The sequence below is a fragment of the Paenibacillus sp. P4_A7 genome (assembly GCF_056402455.1).
This window is the reverse complement of the sequence record NZ_JBFUHJ010000573.1, coordinates 1-3,102: the sequence shown is the minus strand read 5'-3', so window position 1 is coordinate 3,102 and position 3,102 is coordinate 1. Positions and strand designations below refer to the sequence as shown.

At 35.5% G+C, this 3,102-nt stretch carries 5 protein-coding genes; all 5 read left to right on the top strand.

What is annotated here, in order from left to right; genetic code table 11:
- Nucleotides 1–218 precede the first annotated feature (218 nt).
- The 5 genes from AC1DWN_RS31180 to AC1DWN_RS31160 all read left to right on the top strand — a co-directional run bounded on the left by AC1DWN_RS31180 (nt 219) and on the right by AC1DWN_RS31160 (nt 3,094).
- Nucleotides 219–611 (top strand): VOC family protein, encoded by a 393-nt coding sequence (locus AC1DWN_RS31180; protein WP_477562741.1) that lies wholly within the window; start codon nt 219–221, stop codon nt 609–611.
- Nucleotides 612–715: 104 nt separating this feature from the next.
- Complete coding sequence (locus AC1DWN_RS31175; RefSeq protein ID WP_477562740.1) at nt 716–1,459, top strand: metallophosphoesterase family protein; 744 nt, start codon at nt 716–718, stop codon at nt 1,457–1,459.
- Between the two features lie 116 nt (nt 1,460–1,575).
- Nucleotides 1,576–1,926, top strand: coding sequence for a VOC family protein (locus AC1DWN_RS31170; RefSeq protein ID WP_477562739.1), 351 nt, complete (start codon nt 1,576–1,578; stop codon nt 1,924–1,926).
- Between the two features lie 133 nt (nt 1,927–2,059).
- Entirely contained in the window at nt 2,060–2,506 is a 447-nt protein-coding gene (locus AC1DWN_RS31165) for a VOC family protein (RefSeq protein WP_477562738.1), read from the top strand.
- A 189-nt stretch (nt 2,507–2,695) separates the two neighbouring features.
- Nucleotides 2,696–3,094: a VOC family protein gene (locus AC1DWN_RS31160; RefSeq protein ID WP_477562737.1), complete on the top strand. Its 399-nt coding sequence runs from the start codon at nt 2,696–2,698 to the stop codon at nt 3,092–3,094.
- Nucleotides 3,095–3,102: the final 8 nt, after the last annotated feature.

Here is a 3,102-nt window from a genome sequence, read left to right as displayed (position 1 = left end):
GCCATGTACCGATGTCTCGGGGACACAGAATTAAAATGGTTAATTGAAGAATTATGATAGCATACAGTTTAATAGACACCATTGGGAATAGTATCATTTTCCGTTAAGCTAACGGGCAGATTACTTTAGTGATTTTCAGTGAAATTGTTCTTTACAATCGAACGTATATTCGTTATATTTTATATGGGTATATTTTCCAAARTGGGAGTGGTTAAGTAGTGGCGGAAAAAGTCAAAGCGAAAATTGAAAATTCCCTTACTGTATTGTTAGTTTCAGATTTGGAAAAATCAATGAAATATTATGAAGATACCTTGGGATGTGAAGTCAACGAACACTGGGCAATTCGAGATAATTTCGGTTTAGGTTTTAAATTAATTCAAGCAAAAGATATTAAAGATGTTAGACCTAATAAAGGAACTTGGAATACATATGCTTATGTCAGAACTCATGACGAACTTGATGCCTTTTATCTTGAACTTAAAACAAATGGTGCAATTATTGTCTCCGAACCAAAGATAACCGAACATGACTGGGGGTCTTGGAAGGACTTCTCAGTTCGAGACTTGGATGGATACGTAATAGGGTTTGGTTCGGGAAATAAAAATTGCTGAAGAGAACATAACAAAGGCTGCCGTTTTCGGCAGCCTTTGTTCAACTAACGGGCAGGTTTGCTCAATAACATCTCGAATATATTAAGGGAGAAATGCATAAGGACGTGGATGAGTTGAAAAATACTTTTGTGATTATTACTGATATTCATGGTAATAGCCCTGCACTTGAAGCAGTTCTAAAAGACATCTCAAATAAAGATATTGATCACATTTTCTGCTTGGGTGATGTCGTGGGGATTGGCCCAGAATCAAACGAGGTCTTTGAAAAGGTTATTCAAAGAGAAGATATTTCTTACGTTATCGGTAATCATGATTTAGCAGTTATTGCTGCCTACAATCAGGAGGAAGCACCTAATGGGCATCAAAATGAACGACTACATCATCAGTGGTTGGCCGATAGGATAAAACCCGAATATATTGAATTTATGGCCAAATGGCCAAAGCAATTATTATATTCCGTAGATGATAAACAGCTGTTATTTACACATTATCATCTGGATGATAAACAATGGTTTATACCAATTGATAAACAGCCAACAATAGAGAGATTAGATCAAATCTATTCTGAAACAGTATACCAACTTGTATGTTTTGGTCATCACCATATTGTTCATAATTTTGTTTCCAATCGCAGGGCTTTCTTTAATCCAGGTTCTCTAGGATGTTACCATCTTCCATATGCAAGATATGGGGTTGTAACTATAACAGATGAAGATATTAGTATGAAATCATTGGAGGTACCTTATGATAACAAAGAGTTTTTACAAACTTACAATGATCTGAAGGTACCAGAGAGAGAGTTTATACTTAAAATATTTCATGGAGGACAACATGGGGGATTAATCTAAATGCTCATTGCGCTAACGGGCAGTTTAGTTAAATGAACGACATATATCCATTTAGTGCTTAATTTTGTATGATTTAGATATATGCGGAATTATAATCTAATGAGGTGGGGATATTGATGGGAACTTCAACAAACGTTATCACGAATCGAGTAACCGAAATTTATGTTCATGTTAGTGATTATGAACAAGCAATGGTTTGGTACACGGATGTTCTAGGCATTAATAAAAATTCCAATGGTGGATTAGATATGGATGGTGCCCGAATATTGCTGATAGAATCGGACAAGGAAAATCCGACGACTCATGCTGTATTTAGCTTATTTTCCCCAGATATTAATGCCGCGCACGAATCATTACAATCCAAAGGTGCCCGAGTTGATGAAATTTACTATTGCCCTTATGAGAAAACAACTAGCTTTCACGTAACTGATTCAGAAGGATATCTAATCCTCATTAAAGATTGTTAAAATAGTTTTAAGCTAACGGGCAGTTATGCGTGATAAAGAGCGGGGAAATTCGATGGATTAAGCGTTTACAAAGCACTCTCATAAAGATATGCTATTCGAGTATCTCTATTTTTTGGAAAAGGTGGTTGAAGAAGTGAGTGAGCAAACACAGGACAGCATCATAAAAAAAATAGAACCTAAACTGCTAGGTATCCTTTGTCTCTATTTACCTGCTAAGGACCCGTATACAACAGCAAAATGKTACAGTGAACTTTTTGGATTAGAGGCAGCATCTATGGCACCTCTTGAGCCTAATGCAGGTATGGTTGTATTAGCCCCGCCTAATGGAKGACCTGAATTATTTTTCATACAATCAGACGATACACTTACATTGAATTTTAACAACAGTGACGGATATAATCATGCAGTTATTTTATTTCAAGTAAAAGATATTGAAGAAGTGTATGAAAGAATGGCAGCATATGGTGTGAAACTGGCCACTGATGGTATTAAAGATAGAGGTGGATGTGGGAAGGAAATAGCTTTTTTTGACCCAGATGGTAGGAAAGTTGAGATTAGTGATTACGGAACTCTAAGATAACGTAATAGAATTAAAGTATCATGCTAGATTGTAAACTTCGGACTACTTATCAGCACCAGTGTTAAGCTAACGGGCAGTTTAGTACAATAGTTATTTACATACGAACGAATGTACGATATTTTTTTGGTTAAATATGGTATTTTATTAAATTTGGAAGAAGTTCAATCATAGTTGATTGGGGACAAAAAAATGGTCAAAAAATATCTAGAATCATTAGACCACATCCAAGTTCCAGTATTAGATTTGGAACAATCTATCGAGTGGTACACCACGCACCTTGGTTTTTATCTTCAAGGTCGACCCAATCATGATGATATGGCTTTTATTTGTCTTACGCCAGAAAAAGATGCTAGACCCGTATTTCTCTTATGGAGAACGAATAATAGTACGAACATGAACATGTATTTTATAAAAAGAGAAGAGAAAATGCCTGTTTTATGTTTTAAGACAAATGATGCTCACGCATTACGGGACAAGTTGATGCAAGCAAATATCGAAATTGCTAATTTTGCGGATGAAGATTGGGCTTATTGTTTAGATTTCTACGATTTAAACGGTAATTTAATAAATGCAACAGAATATAAATAAAACATTGA